At 63.0% G+C, this 20,686-nt stretch carries 23 protein-coding genes; 11 read left to right on the forward strand and 12 right to left on the reverse strand.

Annotated elements, in window-relative coordinates; all coding sequences use genetic code 11:
* Positions 1 to 17: 17 nt before the first annotated feature.
* A complete protein-coding gene (locus tag H3Z74_RS09515; protein WP_187763630.1) occupies positions 18 to 407 on the reverse strand; it encodes a VOC family protein in 390 nt (129 codons plus the stop codon).
* A 109-nt stretch (positions 408 to 516) separates the two neighbouring features.
* On the reverse strand, positions 517 to 1,593 hold the full coding sequence (locus H3Z74_RS09520) for an aspartate-semialdehyde dehydrogenase (protein WP_187763631.1): 1,077 nt from the start codon (positions 1,591 to 1,593) through the stop codon (positions 517 to 519).
* Positions 1,594 to 1,737: 144 nt separating this feature from the next.
* Between H3Z74_RS09520 and H3Z74_RS09525 the strand changes: the two genes are divergently transcribed.
* The 4 genes from H3Z74_RS09525 (at position 1,738) to H3Z74_RS09540 (ending at position 3,544) form a co-directional block, all read left to right on the forward strand.
* Positions 1,738 to 1,977, forward strand: coding sequence for a hypothetical protein (locus H3Z74_RS09525; RefSeq protein WP_187763632.1), 240 nt, complete (start codon positions 1,738 to 1,740; stop codon positions 1,975 to 1,977).
* A gap of 49 nt (positions 1,978 to 2,026) precedes the next feature.
* A complete protein-coding gene (locus H3Z74_RS09530) occupies positions 2,027 to 2,569 on the forward strand; it encodes a GbsR/MarR family transcriptional regulator (RefSeq protein WP_187763633.1) in 543 nt (180 codons plus the stop codon).
* Positions 2,570 to 2,655: 86 nt separating this feature from the next.
* Positions 2,656 to 3,036, forward strand: coding sequence for a hypothetical protein (locus tag H3Z74_RS09535; RefSeq protein ID WP_187763634.1), 381 nt, complete (start codon positions 2,656 to 2,658; stop codon positions 3,034 to 3,036).
* Between the two features lie 55 nt (positions 3,037 to 3,091).
* A complete protein-coding gene (locus tag H3Z74_RS09540; protein WP_187763635.1) occupies positions 3,092 to 3,544 on the forward strand; it encodes a hypothetical protein in 453 nt (150 codons plus the stop codon).
* A 67-nt stretch (positions 3,545 to 3,611) separates the two neighbouring features.
* On the opposite strand, the gene H3Z74_RS09545 is transcribed toward H3Z74_RS09540, so the two are convergent.
* The gene (locus tag H3Z74_RS09545) at positions 3,612 to 3,953 is read right to left on the reverse strand and encodes a gamma-glutamylcyclotransferase family protein (protein WP_187763636.1); all 342 of its coding nucleotides are present in this window, start codon (positions 3,951 to 3,953) and stop codon (positions 3,612 to 3,614) included.
* 219 nt (positions 3,954 to 4,172) lie between these two features.
* Between H3Z74_RS09545 and trmFO the strand changes: the two genes are divergently transcribed.
* A complete protein-coding gene (gene trmFO, locus H3Z74_RS09550; protein ID WP_187763637.1) occupies positions 4,173 to 5,507 on the forward strand; it encodes a methylenetetrahydrofolate--tRNA-(uracil(54)-C(5))-methyltransferase (FADH(2)-oxidizing) TrmFO in 1,335 nt (444 codons plus the stop codon).
* A gap of 282 nt (positions 5,508 to 5,789) precedes the next feature.
* On the opposite strand, the gene H3Z74_RS09555 is transcribed toward trmFO, so the two are convergent.
* Together H3Z74_RS09555 and H3Z74_RS09560 are read right to left on the reverse strand one after the other, a co-directional pair.
* Positions 5,790 to 6,260: an EF-hand domain-containing protein gene (locus H3Z74_RS09555; RefSeq protein ID WP_187763638.1), complete on the reverse strand. Its 471-nt coding sequence runs from the start codon at positions 6,258 to 6,260 to the stop codon at positions 5,790 to 5,792.
* A gap of 62 nt (positions 6,261 to 6,322) precedes the next feature.
* Positions 6,323 to 7,024 (reverse strand): squalene/phytoene synthase family protein, encoded by a 702-nt coding sequence (locus H3Z74_RS09560; RefSeq protein WP_229726996.1) that lies wholly within the window; start codon positions 7,022 to 7,024, stop codon positions 6,323 to 6,325.
* A 45-nt stretch (positions 7,025 to 7,069) separates the two neighbouring features.
* On the opposite strand from H3Z74_RS09560, the gene H3Z74_RS09565 reads away from it, so the two are divergent.
* From H3Z74_RS09565 to H3Z74_RS09575, 3 genes are read left to right on the forward strand one after another with little or no spacing between them, the layout of a single operon-like run.
* Positions 7,070 to 9,166 (forward strand): TadE/TadG family type IV pilus assembly protein, encoded by a 2,097-nt coding sequence (locus H3Z74_RS09565; RefSeq protein ID WP_229726997.1) that lies wholly within the window; start codon positions 7,070 to 7,072, stop codon positions 9,164 to 9,166.
* Positions 9,163 to 9,795, forward strand: a complete 633-nt coding sequence (locus H3Z74_RS09570) for a TadE/TadG family type IV pilus assembly protein (protein WP_187763639.1) — start codon at positions 9,163 to 9,165, stop codon at positions 9,793 to 9,795. Before H3Z74_RS09565 ends, H3Z74_RS09570 begins: the two co-directional genes overlap by 4 nt.
* On the forward strand, positions 9,792 to 10,460 hold the full coding sequence (locus tag H3Z74_RS09575; RefSeq protein WP_187763640.1) for a TadE/TadG family type IV pilus assembly protein: 669 nt from the start codon (positions 9,792 to 9,794) through the stop codon (positions 10,458 to 10,460). Before H3Z74_RS09570 ends, H3Z74_RS09575 begins: the two co-directional genes overlap by 4 nt.
* A gap of 60 nt (positions 10,461 to 10,520) precedes the next feature.
* On the opposite strand, the gene H3Z74_RS09580 is transcribed toward H3Z74_RS09575, so the two are convergent.
* The gene (locus H3Z74_RS09580) at positions 10,521 to 11,918 is read right to left on the reverse strand and encodes a pyruvate dehydrogenase complex E1 component subunit beta (RefSeq protein WP_187763641.1); all 1,398 of its coding nucleotides are present in this window, start codon (positions 11,916 to 11,918) and stop codon (positions 10,521 to 10,523) included.
* Complete coding sequence (pdhA, locus tag H3Z74_RS09585) at positions 11,918 to 12,976, reverse strand: pyruvate dehydrogenase (acetyl-transferring) E1 component subunit alpha (RefSeq protein WP_187763642.1); 1,059 nt, start codon at positions 12,974 to 12,976, stop codon at positions 11,918 to 11,920. The genes H3Z74_RS09580 and pdhA overlap by 1 nt, the downstream gene beginning before the upstream one ends.
* A gap of 153 nt (positions 12,977 to 13,129) precedes the next feature.
* Here pdhA and H3Z74_RS09590 point away from each other — a divergent pair, with 153 nt between their 5' ends.
* The 3 genes from H3Z74_RS09590 (at position 13,130) to H3Z74_RS09600 (ending at position 16,892) form a co-directional block, all read left to right on the forward strand.
* On the forward strand, positions 13,130 to 14,413 hold the full coding sequence (locus tag H3Z74_RS09590; RefSeq protein WP_187763643.1) for an MFS transporter: 1,284 nt from the start codon (positions 13,130 to 13,132) through the stop codon (positions 14,411 to 14,413).
* The gene (gene cysK, locus H3Z74_RS09595) at positions 14,410 to 15,330 is read left to right on the forward strand and encodes a cysteine synthase A (RefSeq protein WP_187763644.1); all 921 of its coding nucleotides are present in this window, start codon (positions 14,410 to 14,412) and stop codon (positions 15,328 to 15,330) included. The genes H3Z74_RS09590 and cysK overlap by 4 nt, the downstream gene beginning before the upstream one ends.
* 236 nt (positions 15,331 to 15,566) lie before the next feature.
* Positions 15,567 to 16,892: a cell wall hydrolase gene (locus H3Z74_RS09600; protein ID WP_187763645.1), complete on the forward strand. Its 1,326-nt coding sequence runs from the start codon at positions 15,567 to 15,569 to the stop codon at positions 16,890 to 16,892.
* 166 nt (positions 16,893 to 17,058) lie between these two features.
* Here the strand turns inward: H3Z74_RS09600 and H3Z74_RS09605 are convergent, their stop codons facing one another.
* The 5 genes from H3Z74_RS09605 to H3Z74_RS09625 form a co-directional block, all read right to left on the reverse strand.
* Positions 17,059 to 18,861, reverse strand: coding sequence for an acyl-CoA dehydrogenase C-terminal domain-containing protein (locus H3Z74_RS09605; RefSeq protein ID WP_187763646.1), 1,803 nt, complete (start codon positions 18,859 to 18,861; stop codon positions 17,059 to 17,061).
* 26 nt (positions 18,862 to 18,887) lie between these two features.
* Positions 18,888 to 19,301, reverse strand: coding sequence for a MerR family transcriptional regulator (locus tag H3Z74_RS09610; protein ID WP_187763647.1), 414 nt, complete (start codon positions 19,299 to 19,301; stop codon positions 18,888 to 18,890).
* A 37-nt stretch (positions 19,302 to 19,338) separates the two neighbouring features.
* A complete protein-coding gene (locus H3Z74_RS09615) occupies positions 19,339 to 19,845 on the reverse strand; it encodes a hypothetical protein (RefSeq protein ID WP_187763648.1) in 507 nt (168 codons plus the stop codon).
* Positions 19,842 to 20,204, reverse strand: coding sequence for a phosphoribosyl-AMP cyclohydrolase (gene hisI / locus H3Z74_RS09620; RefSeq protein WP_187763649.1), 363 nt, complete (start codon positions 20,202 to 20,204; stop codon positions 19,842 to 19,844). Before hisI ends, H3Z74_RS09615 begins: the two co-directional genes overlap by 4 nt.
* A gap of 162 nt (positions 20,205 to 20,366) precedes the next feature.
* Entirely contained in the window at positions 20,367 to 20,615 is a 249-nt protein-coding gene (locus H3Z74_RS09625; RefSeq protein WP_187763650.1) for a DUF7218 family protein, read from the reverse strand.
* Between the last annotated feature and the right edge of the window lie 71 nt (positions 20,616 to 20,686).

Consider the following 20,686-nt stretch of genomic DNA (forward strand, 5'->3'; position numbering starts at 1 on the left):
TCGCGGCCCAGAGACCGTCAGCTTTCCGGCAGATGGCACACAGCCTCGACATTGATGCCGTCAGGGTCATGGACGAATGCGGCATAATAATCGGGATGATATCTCTTCCGGATTCCCGGTGCCCCATTGTCGCGCCCGCCGGCCGCCAGGGCGGCGGCATGAAAGGCATCGACGTCATCACGGGACGCGGCGCGAAACGCGACATGCGTCCCCTCCCCGATCGCTTCATTGTCGGCGATGACGAAGAAGATTTCATCGGCGCCCATCATCACTGCGGTGCCGCCGCTCTCGGTCTGGCTCGGGTCGATAACCTCGATCGTGCGGATGCCCAAAGGTGCGAGCGCCGCCTCGTAAAAGGCGCGTGACCGGGCAATGTCGGTCACGGCAAGGCCGATATGGTCGATCATGTTGCTGTCCCTTGCTGAGTTGGCTGCCGGACATAACGCATGAGCGACGCATCGGTTTAGCCGCATGGCGCAATCCTGGCGGATCACGCCATGCGGCTTGCAACGACGATCAGCGGCCGAGCAGGCGCTCCAGGATCTGCACGGCATTCAGCGCGGCGCCCTTCAGCAACTGGTCGCCCGACACGAACAAGGCGAGCGTATGGCCGGACGGATCGCCGAGGTCGGTGCGGATCCGGCCGACCAGCACATCGTCGACCCCGCTGGCCTCCGACGGCATGGGGAAATGGTTGGCAGCGCGGTCGTCGACCACCCGCACACCCGGCGCCGCGGCAAGCAGGTCACGTGCCTCATCCGGTGAAACGGGCCGCCCGAACTCCACGCTGAGTGCGATCGAGTGCGCGCGCAGCACCGGCACGCGGACGCAGGTAATGCCGATCGGCAGGTCCGGGGTATCGAGAATGCGCCGCGTCTCGGCCGCCGCCTTCAATTCCTCGCCATTATAGCCGCTCTCGCCATCGATATCGGCATTGTGGCTGAACAGGTTGAAGGCATAGGGATGCGGCAGGACCTTCGCTTCGAACGGCCGGTCCTCCAGATGTGCCGCCGTCGCCTGCCGCAACTCCTCCATCGCCGCCGCGCCGGCGCCCGAGGCGGATTGATAGGTGGCGGCAAAGACCCGCCGGATCGGCGCGGCGCGGTGCAGCGGCGCCAATGCCATGGTCATGATCGCGGCGACGCAGTTGGGATTGGCGACGATGCCATTATGTCCGGCCAGCGTCGCGCCATTCACTTCGGGCACGACCAGCGGAACATCGGCCTGCATGCGAAACGCCGAGCTGTTGTCGACGACCATTGCACCGGCGGCGACCGCGATCGGCGCATAGCGGCGCGAAATGGTCGCTCCGGCCGAGAACAATGCCACATCGACGCCCGCGAAACTGTCGTCGCGCAATTCATCGACCTGAACCTGGTCCGCGCCATAAGGCAGCGTGCTGCCGGCCGATCGCGCCGACGCCAGCAGGCGCAGGGCGCCGACCGGGAAGCCACGCTTTTCCAGGCATCGCATCAGCTCGACACCGACCGCGCCGGTCGCACCGACGATAGCGATCATCGGGGCGATCACCGGCGTATCGGCAGAACCGTCGTCGTGTCGGAGAGAATTGGGATTGGATAGTGTGTTCAGCATAACGCTTCCTTCCATGATGCGGAGGACGGCGCTGTCTGGATCGACTGGCCCCGTCCGTTTCCGGCGGGGCCTCTGTTGCTATGTCGTGGGGATCACCACGCGCACCAGAGAACGCCCGCTTTCGCGGTCGTTTTAATAATGCTCATGGTGCTGATCTTCATCGACATGCGCGCCGGCTATCAGGCGGCGGTGAATATGGCAATAACGACGTGGCCCTTCTTGCCAGGCAATGAACCAAAGCTTGGTTTTTCGTTTCTCCCACCGTCATCCCCGCGAAAGCGGGAATCCCGCTCACTCTCAACCGTTGCTAAGAAGCGGGATCCCCGCCTTCGCGGGGATGACGGTATTGAGAAGGTCGATCGCCCCAATCCAGCCGGCCCTTGACCTAACTCACCACATCCTGTATTTCTGAAATAACAGAAATGAAAGACACATGCAGATAACCGAGCATCCCGACGTCAAGGCCTTCATCCTGCATTGGGGAGAGATGGGCACGCATTGGGGCGTCAACCGCTCGGTCGCGCAGATCCATGCCCTGCTCTATCTGTCCGACCGTCCGATGCATGCCGAGGAGATTGTCGAGACCCTGGTCCTCGCACGGTCCAACGTGTCGACCGCGCTCAAGGAACTGCAGGGTTACGCTATTGTTCGCCGCGTCCATGTCGAGGGCGACCGGCGCGACCATTTCACTGCCGAAACCGATTTGTGGGAAATGCTCATGCGCATCGCCGCCGAGCGCAAGCGGCGCGAGATCGACCCGACGATCGAATTGATGAGGCAATTGTCGGAGCGGCTGAAAGCCGATGGCAAGGCGCCAGAACATGTTCGCGACCGCATCACGCGGATGCATGAATTCCTTTCCACGCTCGGCACCTGGTACGATCAGGTCCGCGTCCTGCCCAAACCGACGCTCGTCACGCTGATGAAGCTCGGCGGCAAGGTCGCACGCTTCATTCCCGGCAAGTCCAAGGACTGAGGAGACAATCATGCCCTCTCTTCCGCCCTGCCACGCCTCGATATTTCTCAAATTACAGAAACTTCAGATTGAAAAAGGAACAAGCCATGGTCGAGACTGTCTATGCCCTGTATCTGGTCATCACGATCGCCATCACCATCTGGGTCGCGCGCACATTGTCGAAAAATGGCGTCGTGTTCCTGATCCAGTGCTTCGGCCAGAATGAAGTACTGGCGCGGTCCACCAACCATTTGCTGGTGGTGGGGTTCTATCTCATCAATATCGGATTCATCACCCTGACGCTGAGCCTTGGCAATGAACCGACCACGCTGACCGGTGCGATACGCTTCCTCAGCGGCAAGGTCGGGCTGGCAGTCGTGGTGCTGGGCGCGATGCACTTCTTCAACATGGGCGCGATCGCGCAGTTCGGCCGCAAGGTGAATGGCTGGCTGAACGAACAGGGCGATTCCGCAAAACTGACCGTGTGAGCAATTCGGGCGGGGCGGGCGTACTGCCCCGCCACTGCATATCTGGAGAGTGATGATGCCCACTCGTCATCGTGCGGCGACAAACTATCACGGCTTTGCGCTGGCGACCTTCCTGGCGGGCCCGATCTACGTCACCAGCATGGGCATCGCCATATGGACGACGGATATGAGTGCGGCGGTGCAACTGCCGAATGACTGGAGCTGGGTCGCCGCGCTCCTGCCATTGACGATGTTCAGCATGATCGGTGGCGCGTTCCTGTCGATCGTTCCGAACCTTATCGGGCTCCAGGCGATGATGTGGCTGGGCGGCCGCAACCCGGCCATGCAATTGCCGGTCAGTTGGGCATTGGCCGGTGTCTTGTCGATGGCGTTCGTTACGATGCTCGCAGAACCCGATAGCACGGTATCCATCCCCGGAATCGCTTTGGTGATCACTGGCGCAATCTGTGCGCTGCTCTGCCGCCGCGGCGTCAGCTGGGAAGAATGCCCATTGGCCGAAGGTCCCTGACGACAAGTGGCATCCCAGATATCGGATCTGGCTTGTTGGGCAACGCGCGAATTTTCCGGCTCAGACGCTAAGCGCGCTGATCCGCGTCGATATAGATCCACGCTTCCAGCAAGCCCTTGGCCGTCTCGACCCGGACTTGGACGCGCCGATACTCGCTTCCCTCGAACGCATCGAGCCGTTCCCAGTGTGCCGGCAAGTCCGGCGACACAAAGAGCTGGACGTCGATGTCGTCGCCATCGTCCGCCAGCACCAGGGCCGGGTATCCAAGCGCCGCGCCCCACCCCTTCTGCACCATCGTGCCCTTGACCTTCCCGACCCGCCAATCTCCTTCAAGGTGAGAAAGCTGGTGATGATTGGGCCTGCCGGGTGCGAGCGTTCCATAGGTTGCGAGACGATGGTCGACATTCATGTCGATTGCCTAGCGACGGCGTCGTCCCCCATCAACAAAGGATCGGTTTCAGGGGCGCAGCGAGGAGGCGCCAACCACGGCAAGGGCTCCCGGCAGCTTGGCATCTCCGCCTCAATCGCCACAACCGTTCGTCGGGCCGCGCCATCCGTCCAGCACGAGGTTCGCAGCCCATCGGACAAGAAACTTTGTGTTGGTCGATGGCCTCGCTATCTGACGCGCATGACTCATGACATTCAGATCATCGGTGGCGGCCTGGCCGGTTCCGAAGCCGCCTGGCAACTTGCCGAAGCAGGGTACTGTGTAAAGCTCTCCGAAATGCGCGGCTCGGGCGAGATGACCCCGGCACATCATACCGATGGCCTGGCCGAACTGGTCTGTTCGAACAGCTTTCGCTCCGACGATGCGACCAGCAATGCAGTCGGCCTGCTCCATGCCGAAATGCGCGCGTTCGGCTCGATCATCATGCGCGAGGCCGATATCCACAAGGTGCCGGCCGGCTCCGCGCTGGCGGTCGATCGCGACGGCTTCTCGGCCGGCGTGACCGCTGCGCTGGAGGCGCATCCCAACATCACCATCGTGCGCGAGCGAGTCGACACGATCCCCGCCGACGGCCCGGTGATCATCTCGACCGGACCGCTCACCGCTGCGGGGCTGGCCGAGAGCATTGGTGCTGCGACCGGCTCCGAAGCGCTGGCCTTTTTCGATGCGATCGCGCCGATCGTCCATTTCGACAGCATCGACATGGAGACGGCCTGGTTCCAGTCGCGCTGGAACAAGGGAGAAGGCAAGGATTACATCAACTGCGCCATGGACCGCGATCAGTACGCCGCCTTCCATCAGGGGCTGATTGATGGCGAGAAGACGCCGTTCCGCGACTGGGAAATGGACACGCCCTATTTCGAGGGCTGCATGCCGATCGAGGTGATGGCCGAACGCGGCTTCGACACGCTGCGCTTCGGGCCGATGAAGCCGGTCGGGCTCGACGACCCCAAGACCGGGCGCTGGCCGCATGCCGTGGTCCAGCTGCGCCAGGACAATGCCTCGGGCACCTTGTGGAACATCGTCGGTTTTCAGACCAAGCTGAAACATGCCGAACAGGTCCGCTTGTTTCGCACCATTCCGGGGCTGGAGAATGCCGAGTTCGCGCGGCTCGGCGGGCTGCATCGCAACACCTTCATCCGCTCACCCGTCCTGCTTGATGAAACCCTCCGCCTGAAGGCGCGCCCGACCGTTCGCTTCGCCGGGCAGATCACCGGGTGCGAGGGCTATATCGAAAGCGCCGCGATCGGGTTGCTAGCCGGACGCTTTGCGGCGGCGGAACTGGCCGGCGGCACGCTCGCGCCGCCCCCGGTGGAGACCGCCCTCGGCGCGCTGCTCGGCCATATCACCGGCGGCGCGGAGGCCGAATCCTATCAGCCGATGAACGTCAATTTCGGGCTGTTCCCGCCGATCGAAGGCCGCACCAAAAAGGCCGATCGCAAGAAGATGTACACCGATCGGGCCCGCGCGGCGCTCGAGGAATGGGTAGCAGCCACTGGCGGCCGCGCAGCCTGATTCGATCCAGTATCGAACATGGCATCCTGGATCCTGAAAATATGCCGGGCCAATGCTGGCTGTTACCAACTCACATGATGCGGGCTTATCTTCCACCTGCTTCCCCGGCGAAGGCCGGGGCCCAGTAAGTAAGCATTTGTTGGCTTGGTGCTTGGCGCTTCGCGTTGTCACTTCGACCTTCTCGACTGGGCCCCGGCCTTCGCCGGGGAAGCAGTGAAGTTGGGTCAAGCCATGGCTGGGCACGCGGCGGAAGTCGAAACCGGGAAGCCGCCCCCGCTCTCCTCAGCTGTCCTCGTCCCGCGGTGCGGCAACTGCGGGACAGTCCGGCTTTGCCTTGACCTTGCGCTTCGGCGCAGTCGTGGCGAATTCGACGGCATTCATGCTGCCGGACTTGTCCTTGTCCGCCTCGGCGAACCTGGTGGTCGCCTTGGTCGCCCATTCGTCGAACGACAATTGCCCGTCATGGTTGGTGTCGAGCTTCGCATAGGCCTTGCGGCGCTGCGCGAGATACTCCTCGCGCGCAATAATCCCGTTGCGATCCTTGTCGTAACGGTTGAAGCGCTTCTCCTCCCGCGTCTTGGCGCCAGCCTCCGGGATCGTCTCCGGCATCGCTTCATCGTCATCGGCGACCTGGCCGGCACGCGGCGGGACCGCCGCCAATGGAGAGACCGAACGTGCAGGGCCATTGAACAGCACGACCCCCGCCCCGATCAGCAGCAATGCCGCCACGCCGCCTGCCACATAGCGCCACATCGTCCCACTCTCCCCGTTCTTCAGTCCCGCCGGCGTTATCGCTCAGCCAGGATGAACAGAAGCTAACGTCCCGACAGGCGATGAATCAAGACGCGCCACACGCGTCGCGGCGCGCCCCGCGCAATCGCCTCGCCAAGCGGCACGGCAAGATCAAGCCGCGCAAGATGGGCAAGCGCCCCCAGTGGCCGGCCCGCCCTGCTCCACCGCGCCGCGGTGGCCGCCGCCAATGGCCCCTGCGCCAGGCCAAGCGCGCGGCGTGCGACGTCAGCGTCCTGGATATGCCGCGCCAGGTCGGCCAGCGCCCAACCTCGTCCAGCCGGGGCGACCGGATCGGATGGCGGGATCCCCAGCAAGCTTCCGGCGGCACCGAACAGGATGACGCCGCGCGCCGCATATTGCTCCAGCGTGGCATCATCGGGGAGGTCGGGATCGAGCAACACTTCCCAGGCATCGATCATGTCGGCCAGCCGGGCGCCCGAAATGCCGTGCGGGATCACCTCCGCCGCCAGCGTCGCCAGCACCGGCTCCGCCGGCACGACGCCGCTATCCAGCCGGCTCAGCGCTTCATGCCACCAGGTCAGCCGCATCTGGCCGATCATCGGCTCGCTGGTAGTGCGCAGGACCGCCGCCAACGCATCGTCGAGCGCAAACAGCGCCGACACACCCGCGCGCTGCGAAGGCGGCGCATAGGACAGGGCCAGAATGCGCTCGGGGTCGGTCATCGGCGCAATCGCCTCCCAGATCGTGAGCGTAACGTTAACCACGTCGCTTGAGCCGCGATTATCCCTTCCCGACGCATAGGCCCCTGGTTGGGACCAATACGATTATTGCGGGGCGGCTTAATGTCGGGGATCAGGGCGATCGAGCAAACGGTGGCGCGTGGCTTTCTGGGGCGGCTGGCACGCGACGTCCGTGGCAACACGTTGGCGATCATGGCGGCGGCATTGATCCCTCTCGCGGGGCTGGTCGGCGGAGGCATCGACATCAGTCGCATGTACATCACCAAGACGCGACTGCAACACGCCTGCGATGCCGGCGCCCTCGCTGGCCGCAAGGCGATGGGCGGCGGCGTATGGGGTACCGACGATAATGACGTGGCGAAGCAATTCTTCGATGCCAATTTTCAATCGGGCTCCTATGGTTCGGGAACGGTCTCGAAAACGTTCACGGAAAGCGCAGGTAAAGTATCGGGCAGCGCATCGACGGTGCTGCCGATGACACTGATGAAGATCTTTCAGAAGTCGACCGAAACGCTGTCCGTTACCTGTGACGCAGAAATGCGATTGCCCAATACCGATGTGATGTTCGTACTCGATAACACCGGTTCCATGGGTGACACACTGGCTGGCGACACAGCGCCCAAGCTCGACGGCCTGAAGATTGCGGTGAAATGTTTCTATGAGATCGTCGCCCGACTGAACACCAACGCTACCTGTGTTGCGGGCACGCCAAGTGGGGGGACCGGCGATCAGGTACAGGTCCGCTTCGGCTTTGTGCCCTATGACACCAACGTCAACGTCGGCTATTTGCTGCCCAGCAGCTATTTTGCCGACAGCTGGCCGTACCAGTCTCGCGAGCGAACGACGGTGTACGGCCTGTTTTCGTCGTGGGACAGTTCGACCCGCAATGCCCAGGCCTATGGTGCATGGGTCGACACATCGGTCGCTGCGGTGACGATCAACAAGAACAGCAGTTGCAGCAGTTCGACCACCGGGATCGCGGTGCCGGCCGATACCTATACCATCAACGGCAATCCAAGTTCGTGGGCCGACCAGGAATCCGCTACGCAATGGCGTGCCTATGTGATGACCAAGCATCGCAACTATACCATCAATTCGACCGGAACATCGGGCAACAACCGAACCTGCAAGCTGCAGTACCGTGAACGGCAGCTGGAACGACGGGCATTTTGGAATCGCTCGACCCAGAATGTTGCCAATGTCCTGCCTTTCCCGGCCTGGTTGTACAAGCAGACGAATCTGAATGTTTCCGGCCTGAAGAACGGCAGCGGCTGGAACAGCAGCATGACGCTGCCCATCGGCGACAATCATACCGACATGACGGTAACATGGGACGGTTGCGTCGAGGAACGCCACACCGTGCGTCAGGCAAGCTACAGCCCGATCCCGGCCGGCGCCAACGATCTCGATATCGATTCCGCACCATCGGCAAGCAACACGGAAACCCAATGGGGGCCCGTCCTCAATCAGGTCATCTACCCCCGCAAGAGCAGCTATTCCAATAGTGGTTCATACACGACGGACGATGTCACCACCTTCAACCAGAGCTATACTGGCGAAAGCTATTCCTGCCTCACTTCGGCAACCAAGATGAAGAAATGGACCGATCCGAGCGTTTTTGACGCCTATGTCGATTCTCTTCACAAGGGCAGCAACACATATCATGACATCGGCCTGGTCTGGGGCGCGCGCTTGTTGTCCCCGACCGGAATCTTCCGCGCGGAGAATGAATTCACACTGCCCAACACCCTGCCGAACGGAACCACAGTTCCCGGCGGCGGAGAGATTGAGCGCCACCTGATCTTCATGACGGACGGTGAATCCTGTACCAGCACGATGAATTATCAGGCTTATGGTTTGGCCTGGTACGATCGGCGGCAAACCGATCCGTCGCAGGTCCCGACCAGCGGCTGCTCTTCCGACAGCCAGCCGGGCACGTTGACCGATCAGGTCAATGCACGGACCAACGCATTGTGCACGGCGATCAAGAACAAGAACATCACCTTGTGGGTGATCTGGTTCGGCGCGAGCGCACCGGCGGTTGAAACACAGATGCGCACCTGCGCCACATCGGGCCGGTTCTTTTCCGCACGCAATTCACCAGAGCTTCAGCGGACATTTGCCGACATCGCCAATCAGATTTCGCAGCTGAGGCTGACACGATGAGCCGCAAAGCATTTGCCCGGATCGCCGCCGACAGACGCGGCGTGACGGCCATCGAGTTCGCAATCGTCGCGCCGGTCATGGGATTGCTGCTGCTCGGCGCCTTCGACACCGCCCATTCGCTCTACATGAGGGCAGTGCTGCAAGGCGTTGTACAGAAGGTCGCCCGAGATGGAGCCTTGGAATCGGGTACCGCAGAAGCTCAGCAGATTGCGCTCGATAACAAGGTGCGTGCTTCCGTGCGCGCGATCGCCACCAATGCGACCATCACTTTCAGCCGCAGATTCTTTCGCAGCTATGACGCCATCGCGACTCCGGTGGCCGAGCCATTTACCGACACCAACCATAACGGCACTTGTGATGAGGGTGAACCGTATCAGGATGAGAACGGAACCAACACCTGGGACGCAGACGGTGGTGGCAGCGGCCAGGGCAACGCCAAGGACCGCACCGTCTACACCGTGTCCGTTAGCTATCCGCGCTTCTTCCCGCTCTACAACCTGATTGCCACGACTCCGGCGGCGCGGGCCGAAGCAAGCACGACCCGCATCTCCGCGACGACGGTGCTCGAAAACCAGCCTTTCAGCGACCAGAGCAATTACGTCGGTATCGTAAAGTACTGCCCATTATGAATATCACCCTCCTTCGCATCACGCGCCGTTTATGGGTCAGCAGGAGCGGCACGGCGGTGCTTGAATTCGCCTTTGTCCTGCCGATTCTGGTCCTGATGAGCCTGACCGGCGCCGAATTGACCAATTACATCACGGTCAAGATGCGGATCAGCCAGATCGCGCTTCATGTCGCGGACAATGCCGCGCGCATGGGTAATGGAAGCCAGTTGAGCGCAAAAACGGTGACGGAGACCGACGTCAACGACCTGCTGACAGGTGCCCAATTGCAAGCGGGCGAAATCCCGCTCTACGGCCATGGCCGGGTAATTCTCTCGAGTCTTGAAATCGATCCGGCACATGCCGGAAAGTACCGGATCAAATGGCAGCGGTGTCGCGGCACGAAGACCGACCATGTCTCGACCTATGGTTTGGCAGGCCGCGATAATATGGACGGAATGGGCCCGGCCACCCGCCAGGTGACCGTCCAGAACAGCAATGCGACAATGTATGTCGAGGTATATTACGAATATGTACCGCTGATCGGTCTGGGCTCACTCGCACCGAGCAGAGATTTCGTCGAGGTCGCGTCAATGTCGGTGCGCGACCGGCGGGACCTCACCACCAAGACGACATCCCAGGGCGAGGAACTGCTCAATACCGAAGGTGCCGCGATATCGCGCTGCTGAATTCGGCATTGGTCCGGCTCTTATCCCTGACCGGGATGGCCCGGTCAGGGATTAATTTCGCTAGCGGTACGTCACCTTCTTCACCGCCTCGACAATCTTGGCCGAACTGACCAGCGCGAGCTTTTCGAGGTTGGCCGCATAAGGCAGCGGCACATCCTCATTGGCGACGCGCAGGATCGGGGCATCGAGGTCGTCAAACCCTTCTTCCATGCAGATCGCGACGATCTCCGACGCGATCGAGCAGGTCGCCCAGCCTTCTTCGACCACGACCATGCGGTTGGTCTTTTTCAGGCTCCTGAGCACTGCCTGCTTGTCGAGCGGGCGCAACGTGCGCAGATCGATGACCTCGGCGTCGATGCCTTCCTTGGCCAGCTCCTCGGCAGCCTCGAGCGACAGGCCGACACCGATCGAATAGCTGACGATCGTCACATCCTTGCCCTCGCGCATGGTGCGCGCCTTGCCGATCGGCAGGACATAATCGTCCAGCTTCGGCACTTCGAAAGTGCGGCCATAGAGTAGTTCGTTTTCGAGGAACACGACCGGATCCTCGCTGCGGATCGCGGCCTTCATCAGGCCCTTGGCGTCGGCCGCGTCATAGGGCGCGATGACGATCAGACCGGGTACGCTGGCATACCACGGGCCGTAATTCTGGCTGTGCTGCGCGCCGACCCGGCTCGCCGCGCCATTGGGTCCGCGGAACACGATCGGGCAGCGCATCTGGCCGCCCGACATGTAGTTGGTCTTGGCGGCAGAATTCACGATGTGGTCGATCGCCTGCATCGCAAAGTTGAAGGTCATGAACTCGACGATCGGGCGCAAACCGCCCATCGCCGCGCCGGTACCGACGCCGGCAAAGCCATATTCGGTGATCGGCGTGTCGATCACGCGCTTGTCGCCGAATTCGTCGAGCAGGCCCTGGCTGACCTTGTAGGCGCCCTGATATTGCGCGACTTCCTCGCCCATCAGGAACACGCGATCGTCGCGGCGCATTTCCTCGGCCATCGCGTCGCGCAGCGCTTCGCGCAGCGTGAGCTTGACCATCTCGGTCCCGGCCGGGATCGCCGGGTCGGTCGGACCGTCATATTTGGTCGGCTCATGACCTGCACCGGTCTTGACCTGCGGTTGCGGCGCCGGCGTTTCGGAAGCCTTTTCAGTCGGCTGTTCCGCCTTGGGTGCCGGTTGGGCAGGCGCAGGCGGGGCCGCGGTCGCATCCTCACCCTCGGCATTCAGCGTGGCGATGACGGTGCCGACCTTCACATTGTCGGTACCTTCGGCGACCAGGATCTTGCCGATCGTGCCTTCATCGACCGCTTCGAACTCCATTGTCGCCTTGTCGGTCTCGATCTCGGCCATGATGTCGCCGGACTTGACCGTATCGCCTTCCTTCACGAGCCATTTGGCAAGCGTGCCCTCCTCCATCGTCGGGGAGAGCGCGGGCATCTTGATTTCAATCGGCATCAGTAGGTTTCCACCAGCACGTCGGTATAGAGTTCGGCGGGCTCCGGTTCGGGCGCGCTCTCGGCAAAGTCGGCGGCTTCGTTGACGATCTTGCGGATTTCCTGTTCGATCGTCTTGAGTTCGTCCTCCTTGACGCCCTCCGCTTCGAGCAGTTTCTTGCAATGATCGATCGGGTCGGACTTGTCGCGCACCGCCTGGACTTCGTCACGGCTGCGATATTTCGCCGGGTCGGACATCGAATGGCCGCGATAGCGATAGGTCTTCATTTCGAGGATGATCGGCCCCTTGCCGGCGCGGACCCAGGCCAGCGCCTCTTCCGCCGCACCGCGTGCCGCCAGCACGTCCATGCCGTCGACCTGGATGCCGGGAATGCGGAAGCTTTCGCCGCGGCGATAGAGCTGGTCTTCCGCCGAGGAGCGGTTGACGCTGGTGCCCATCGCGTACTGGTTGTTCTCGATCACATAGATGACCGGCAGCTTCCACAGCTCGGCCATGTTGAAGCTCTCGTAAACTTGGCCCTGATTCGACGCGCCATCGCCGAAATAAGCGAGGCACACGCCGCCATCGCCCTTGTATTTGTGGCTGAAGCCAAGGCCGGTACCGAGCGAGACCTGCGCGCCGACGATGCCGTGGCCGCCATAGAATTTATGCTCGACGCTGAACATGTGCATCGAGCCACCCTTGCCCTTGGAGATGCCGGCCTGACGCCCGGTCAGCTCCGCCATGACGTCCTTGGGCGGGATACCGCAGAGCAGCATATGACCGTGATCGCGATAGCCGGTAATCACGCTGTCCTTGTCCGACAGCGCGGATTGCAGGCCGACCGCGACCGCTTCCTGGCCGATATAGAGGTGGCAGAATCCGCCGATCAGGCCGAGTCCGTAAAGCTGCCCGGCCTTCTCTTCGAAGCGGCGAATGAGCAGCATCTGCTTGTAGAATTCAAGCAGTTCCTCCTTCGACGCCTTGTAGAGCTTGGGCTCGTCGGGGCGTTCGCGGTTGGGCGTCGGCGGTTCAGCTTTGCGGGCGGCTGGTTTGTTAGCGGCGGGGGCTTTTGCCACGATGGGAAAACCTCGTTTCCGTAGGGGAGGAAGCGGTGCCTATAAGCCCCTTTCGGGCCGGACATCAATCGTCTGGGAAAACAGGCGAAGTTTGCGCCTGCAAAGCAATCGGCGATTGCCCCGCCGCAATCCTCGCGCCTAAAGGTCTCGGCAATGGCCTCCGCCCCGCACCCCTTCCGCATTGCCAATTTCCGCGCCTATTGGGCGGCGCGTTTCGCCATGACGATCGCGCAGAACGCGATGATCATCGTGATCGGCTGGCAGACCTACACCATCGCGCGCCAGACCATGTCGCCCAGCGCCGCCGCGGCGCAGCTCGGGCTGATCGGCCTGTTGCAGTTCGTGCCGCTGTTCGTGACCACGCCGATCAGCGGCTGGGTCGCCGACCGCTTCGACCGCCGCTGGATCACGCGCGTGACGGTGACGTTGCAGCTCGGCTGTGCACTGATTCTCGCGTCGGTCACGCTCGACGGCGCCATGACTCTGCCGGTGCTGTTCGGGGTCGCCGTACTGCTTGGCCTTGCGCGTGCCTTTTCCGGTCCCGCCTTCAGTGCGCTCGCCCCCAATCTGGTCCCACGCGAAGTATTGCCGACCGCGATCGCGCTCAGCTCGATCTCCTGGCAGGTCGGCACGATCATCGGCCCGGCGGTCGGCGGATTCGCTTATGCGATCACCCCTTCGGGCGCGTATTGGCTCGCCAGCGCGCTGTTCGCCATCGCTTTGGTCTGTGTATTCCTGATCGGCAAGGTGCCGCGCTCCATTGCCGTCGGCAACGCTCATCCGCTGAAGCAGATCGCCGACGGCCTGACCTATGTGTGGCAGAACAAGATGGTGTTCGGCACGATCACGCTCGACCTGTTCGCGGTCTTCCTGGCCGGCACCAGTGCGCTGCTGCCGATCTATGCGCACGATATCCTGAAGGTCGGCCCACAGGGGTTGAGCGCGCTCGCCGCGGCACCCGCCGTCGGCGCTTCGATCGTCGCGCTGTTCTTCTCGTTCCGCCCGCTCAAGACCAATGTCGGCCCAAAGATGCTCGTTGCGGTGCTGGTCTATGGCACCGCGACGATCGTCTTCGGCCTGTCGCAGATCATGGTACTCAGCCTGATCGCCCTTGCAGTGGCGGGCGCTGCCGACATGTTCTCGGTCTATATCCGCCAGTCGCTGATTCAACTCTACACGCCGGACGACAAGCGCGGCCGGGTCGGCGCGGTCTCGCAATTGACCATTTCGGCCTCCAATGAACTGGGCGAGGCCGAATCGGGGTTCCTCGCCGCAGGGCTGGGGCCGGTCGGCGCAGTGCTGGTTGGCGGCGGCGGGGCGATTGTGGTCACGATCCTGTGGACCTATCTGTTCCCCAGCATCCGCAACGCAAAGACGTTCGATCCACCCGAAACGGCGCGAGACGCCGCAGACATTGAGATGGAGGCAGCACGATGAAAGCCAGCACGATCCTCGAGACGATCGGCAACACCCCGCACATCCGCGTGGCGAAACTGTTCCCCGACCGCGAAGTATGGATCAAGTCGGAGCGCTCCAATCCCGGCGGATCGATCAAGGACCGCATCGCGCTCGCCATGGTCGAGGCGGCGGAAGCCTCGGGCGACCTGAAGCCCGGCGGAACGATCATCGAACCGACCAGCGGCAATACCGGCGTCGGCCTGGCGATGGTCGCCGCGGTCAAGGGTTACAAGCTGGTGCTGGTGATGCCGGAGAGCATGTCGCTCGAACGCCGCCGCCTGATGCTTGCTTATGGCGCGACCTTCGACCTGACGCCGCGCGAAAAGGGCATGAAGGGCGCGATCGAGCGCGCGCTCGAGCTGGTCGATCAGACCCCCGGCGCCTGGATGCCGCAACAGTTCGAGAACCCGGCCAACATCGCGGTCCATACCCGCACCACGGCGCTGGAGATCCTCAATGATTTCCGCGATTCGCCGATCGACGTGATCATCACCGGCGTCGGCACCGGCGGCCATATCACCGGCGTCGCCGAGACGCTCAAGAAGGAATGGCCTGACCTCAAAGTCTATGCGGTCGAGCCCGAGGCCTCGCCGGTCATTTCCGGCGGCCAGCCCGGCCCGCACCCGATCCAGGGCATTGGCGCGGGCTTCGTGCCGGCCAATCTCCATACCCAGGCGATCGACGGCGCGATCAAGGTCGAGGCCGGCGCCGCCAAGGATTTCGCACGCCGCGCAGCGACCGAGGAAGGCATGCTCGTCGGGATCAGCTCAGGCGCGACGCTTGCCGCGATCAGCCAGAAGCTGGCCGAGCTGCCGGCGAATGTCCGGGTGCTCGGGTTCAACTATGACACTGGTGAGCGCTATCTGTCGGTGCCGGACTTCCTCCCGGAAAGCTGACCAACCCTTTTATCACTTCTTTTATATCGCTTCCCGGGCGAAGGCCGGGGAAGCGATATAAAAATGGGCAAAGCCGCCATTCGCATGCCCGATTTCTCATTCCCGGCATTCTGCGCTAAAGGCCGCTGCCCGATCCGCCAGGAGCCGACCGTGATCCCCTTCCCGCTCCAGACCGACCGCTGCTGACGCCCCTTCCGTGACCAGAATCCCCTACCCTCGCCGGTTCGAGCGTCGCGATGCGGCCGGGCATCGCGCTTCGGCTGCTGCTCGCCCTGCTGGCAATCGCCGCCATCGCCGTGCCGGCATTGATCGTCATCTTTGCACCGCCGGTCCGGCCGTATCGCCACATCGTCATGCCGCCGCAGCGTATCGTCCCCCAGGCGGAACTGCCGCCGGTCGAACCGCTCAAATATCAGGACCTGCCGCCGGACGATGCGCGCAGCTTCAACGCGACGATTCCCTATTCGACCGCGCCCAATCCCGCGGCGCGACCCTTCGCGCTGGATGGGACAGATGAGGACAAGGCACGCGCGATCGACTGCATGGCCGCGGCCGTGCTGTACGAGGCAGGCGACGATACGCTCGGCCAGCGCTCCGTGGCGCAGGTCATCATCAACCGCACCCGCCATCCCGCCTTTCCCAAGACGATCTGCGGCGTAGTGTTCCAGGGGTCGGAGCGCTCCACCGGCTGCCAGTTCACCTTCACCTGCGATGGCGCACTCGTCCGGCACCGCTGGTCGGATGTGGCATGGAAACGGGCGCGGGAGACCGCGATCCTGGCGCTGACCGGCTCGGTGTTCAAACCGGTCGGCTATTCGACGCATTATCACACCGACTGGGTGGTGCCGTATTGGAGCTCGAGCCTCGACAAGGTCACCAAGGTCCGCACCCATCTGTTCTTCCGCTGGACCGGCTGGTGGGGCACGCCGCCTGCATTCGGCCGGCGCGTCCTGTCGAGCGAGCCGGTCATCGCGAAGCTTGCCGCATTGTCCGACGCGCACCGGATGGGCGCCGCGCTGGAGGAGGCGGCCGCAGCGACGATCGAAGGCGCCGCGCTCGCCGGCACCCTGCCGCCGCCGATCGCGACCGATACGAACAGCTTTCTCATCACGCTTGATGCAAAAATGCCGCCCGAAAGCTTTGCCACGCTGGCCTCGGCAACCTGCGGCGAGCGGCCCTATTGCAAGGTCATGGCATGGAACAGCAAGGCCAAGACCCCGGCCGCGCTGCCGCTGCAGTCCAATCAGGTCGCGGCCATGTCGTTCAGCTATCTGCGCGACCGTGCCAAGGGCTATGACAAGGCCTTGTGGAATTGCGCCGAATATCGTCGCCCCGACCTGAACCAGTGCATGAAGCTGCAGGTGTTCGTGCCCGTGGTTCGCCCGACCGAGACCTTCCGGCTCGAAAACCTGCCCGGCGCGCGGGTCCTGCCGCCGCCATTGTCGACCACGCTGAAACCGGCAACGGACGGCCTGACCGGTGTCCGACGCCGCAGCGAGTTTTCAGCCAGCCCGATAAAGCCGGCGCCGCAGCCGACCACAATACCGGCAACCAGACCGTAAGTCGCCCGATGCGGCCCCCGGGCGAGGCAGCGCATCGGGATAATGAGCGCGGAAGCGTCTAAAATCAGATGGCTCTGAAATTACCCTTTTCTGTCATCCCCGCGAAAGCGGGAATGACGGTGGCGGGTTAATCAGAGGTCACGCTGCTCCAGTCGCCGTCCGCCCCTCAGGCAGCCGCGAACATCTCCGGCGGCAGCGTCATCAACGCTTCCGCACCGCCCTCGATCTTGCGGCGCAGCGCACCGGCGTCAGGCATGATCCGCTCGGCGAAGTAACGCGCGGTCACCAGCTTGGCGTCGAGGAAAGCGGCATCGCCCTCGCCCGCCGCCTTCAGCGCCACCGCGGCCTTCGCCATGCGCAGCCACATCAGGCCAGTCGCGACAATGCCCATGATGTGCATATAGCTGTGCGCGCCGGCGCCGACATTGTCGGGGTTCTGCATGCCGTTCTGCATGAACCACATGGTCGCCGCCTGCAGCTCGCCGGCTGCCTTTTCGAGCGCCGTCGCGAACGCGGCGGTGGCCGGATCTGCCTTGCCCGCCGCGACATCGTCGGCGACGACCTTGAAGAAGGCCTGCACCGCGCGGCCGCCATTCTGCGCCAGCTTGCGGCCGACCAGGTCCATCGCCTGCACGCCGTTGGTGCCTTCGTAGATCATCGCGATCCGGGCATCGCGGACATATTGCTCCATGCCCCACTCGGCGATGTAGCCATGGCCGCCATAGACCTGCTGCGCATTGGTCGCGATGTCATAGCCCTTGTCGGTGCCATAGCCCTTGATCACCGGGGTGAGCAGGCCGATCAGATCGGCGGCGAGCTGCTTCTCCTCATCGGTCGCCGCGGCATGCTCCAGATCGACCTGCAGCGCTCCCCACAGGCACAATGCGCGCAGTCCTTCGGTCAGCGCCTTGGCATCCATCAGCATGCGGCGAATGTCGGGATGGACGAACAGCGTGTCGGCCTTTTCGTTCGGCTCCTTCGGCCCGGTCAGCGCGCGGCCCTGACGGCGATCCTGCGCATATTGCACCGCATTCTGATAGGCCGTCTCGCCCACTGCCAGTCCCTGCAGCCCGACGCCAAGCCGCGCGGCGTTCATCATGATGAACATCGCGGCGAGACCCTTCATCTCGTCGCCGACCAGCCAGCCGATCGCACCATCATAATTCATCACGCAGGTCGAATTGGCGTGGATGCCCATCTTGTGCTCGATCGAGCCACACGACACCGCATTGCGCGCGCCCAGCGCCCCATCGTCACCGACCATGAACTTCGGCACAACGAACAGCGAAATGCCCTTCGAGCTGTCCGGCGCGCCCGGCGTCTTGGCCAGCACGAGGTGAATGATGTTCTCGGTCAGGTCATGCTCGCCCGACGAGATGAAGATCTTGGTGCCGGTGATCGCATAGCTGCCATCGGCCTGCGGCTCGGCACGGGTGCGGATCAGACCGAGATCGGTGCCGCATTGCGGCTCGGTCAGGTTCATGGTGCCGCCCCATTTGCCCGACACCATGTTGGGGACATACTTCGTCTGCTGCTCGGGCGTGCCCTTGACCAGCAAAGCGGCGATCGCACCATGCGTTAGGCCGGGATACATGGCGAACGCCATGTTCGAGGAGATCATGAATTCCTGGAACGCGGTCGACACGACATGCGGCATTGCCTGGCCGCCGAATTCCTCCGGCGCGGACAAGGTGCCCCAGCCGGATTCGACGAACGCCTGATAGGCTTCCTTGAACCCGGCGGGTGTGGTCACGCTGCCATCGTCATGACGCGTGCAGCCTTCCTGGTCACCCGAATGGTTGAGCGGGAACAGCACTTCGGCAACGAACTTGCCGCCCTCGTCGAGCACTGCGTCGACCACATCGGGGGTCGCGTTCTGGAAACCCGGCAGATTGGCGTAACGGTCGAGCCCGACGACATGCTCGAGAATGAAGCGCACGTCGCGAACCGGGGGCGTATATTGCGGCATTGTAAGTCCTTCAGCCTTGCTGGAATTCAGGGAATCTGGGAATTTTCGAGGACGGCGACAAAGTCGGTGAGTTCGGCGATCGCCGCATCGATGTCCTGTTTCTGCGATGCCAGCAGCGCGACTCGCTCGCGGCAGCGCTCGATGGTCACCTGGCGCTGCGCCTTGCGGCCATCGCCAATGTCGTAAAGATCGATCATCTCGCGGATTTCGGTCAGCGAAAAGCCGACGCGCTTGCCGCGCAGGATCCAGGCAAGCCGTGCGCGATCGCGATGCGAATAGATGCGCGTCGTGCCGCGTCGTTCGGGGGCGATCAGCCCCTCGTCCTCATAGAAACGCAAGGCGCGAGCGGTCACGCCGAACTCGGCGGACAAATCGGAGATCGAAAAATGATCCCGATCGGCACGTTGCGGAACGACGGCATAGGCGGCGACGGTCGACATGCCGCGCATTCTAGTGCCGCTTACGTGAACGTCAATGTCAATTGGCACCGCCGCAAAGCAGTTTGCCTTTCGCGTCACGCAGCGTGGAGGCTTCCGAGATCGATTCGCTCAACCGGTCGACATTGAGCGCGGCGATCGAGGCACGGCGTTCGCACAGTTTCGCGCAGGCGTCGGGCACCTTGCCCGGGAATGCGATTCGGTCGCCTTCGAATCGCGCGTCGAAACTGCAGCCCGGTGCGATGGGGAAATCGAGCGTCAGCGTCTCTCCTGCCCGCGTGACCACCCCGCTGCCTCCGCAATTCTGATCGCCATAATCGACGAACACGCCAATCCGGTAGGCGCTGGCGGCGGGAACGATGCACACCCGGTCGGTGTCGCGGGCATAGAGCCCGGTAATGTCACTGCTGTCGGGATCGGGAATCACACCGGCCTCGATCGCCGCGGCCTCCAGCCCGTTCGCCGGCGTCGCCTTTTTGGCCGGCGACTCCGGCTGGCGCGAACAGGCGGCCAGCGCCAGCAAGAGCAGGATCGGCCTGGCTTTCACTCTACCGGGCTCAGCGCATCGCCATCGATCCGGCGGTAGAAGCAACTTCGCTCACCCGTGTGGCAGGCAGGACCGGCGGGATCGACGATCAGCCAGATCGCATCCTGGTCGCAATCGATGCGGATATCGGTGACGTGCAGGACATGCCCCGACGTCTCGCCCTTTTTCCACAGCTTGCTCCGGCTGCGCGACCAGAAATGCGCCTCTCTGGTGGCGATCGTCGCGGCGAGCGCATCGGCATTCATGTGCGCGAGCATCAGCAGTTCACCGGTCGCACGGTCGGTCGCGACGGCGGTGATCAGGCCGTTCGCATCGTAATTGGGGTTCAGCTCGAGGCCGATATCGCGGGAATCAGGCATGGCCCAGCCATACGCCGGGCGCGAAGCGGGCGAAAGCGGGCGGCTCACACCAAGTCTCGCTGATCGCCCCTTCCTTTGTGCTCCCGCGAAGGCGGGAGCCCAGACTGGGTCCCCGCCTTCGCGGGGACACAAGCTTCCTCGCCTAGATTCGGTATCCCCGACTCACCCCTTGCGAATCACCTTGACCAGTTCGGCCTTGTCCATCCTCGAGCGGCCCTCGAGGCCGATCTCGCGCGCCTCCTTCAGCAGATCCGCCTTGCTGCGATCCTCCAGCTGGGTGCTGCGATGGTCGAGCGTGCCGGCCGCCTTGGCGTTGGCGATCCGCGCGGCTTTCTCCTTCGACGCGCCGTCGCGGCGCAAATCCTCATAGAGCTTGTCGTTCTTGACCGTCGGGCCGTGATTTTTGACCATGACTAAGTGCCTCCTGATCCACGGAAAACTGCCGATGCGGCAGATTGGTCCCGATCGATGTGACAAAAACG

This window comes from Sphingomonas alpina, assembly GCF_014490665.1.
GTDB classification, from domain to species: domain Bacteria; phylum Pseudomonadota; class Alphaproteobacteria; order Sphingomonadales; family Sphingomonadaceae; genus Sphingomonas; species Sphingomonas alpina.